This is a genomic window from Salinimicrobium oceani (assembly GCF_012037645.1).
The window spans coordinates 1-369 of sequence record NZ_JAAVJR010001045.1 but is presented as its reverse complement, the minus strand read 5'-3'; the positions used below and the strand labels follow the sequence as shown (position 1 = coordinate 369).

General features: G+C 47.2%; 1 pseudogene. It reads left to right on the top strand.

What is annotated here, in order from left to right:
* A pseudogene (locus HC175_RS20695) lies at positions 1 to 369 on the top strand (glycoside hydrolase family 3 N-terminal domain-containing protein); the annotation flags it as partial.

The following is a 369-nucleotide window of genomic DNA, read 5'->3' as shown; positions in this document are numbered from 1 at the left end:
GTATGTCCTGAACAAGATCGACGGAATTGAAGATGCTGCCGCCCTGGTTGTAGCTTATCAGGATAGTAAGGAGACACAGGAGGTGGCAGCTCAACTTATCTTTGGCGGGATTGGTGCTAACGGTAAATTACCGGTAAGTGTGGGGGAAAAATTCAAAGCCGGTGAGGGATTGGAAGTGAAAGGCGGCATTCGTTTCAGCTATACGCTGCCCGAAGCTGTAGGCATGGATTCAGAAATACTGCATAAGCGCATCGATTCACTTATGAAGTTGGCGATGGAGATGAAAGCTACCCCGGGAGCCCAAATTCTGGTGGCAAGGGATCAAAAAGTGATTTTTCATAAAGCCTATGGAGAACACTCCTATTTTGA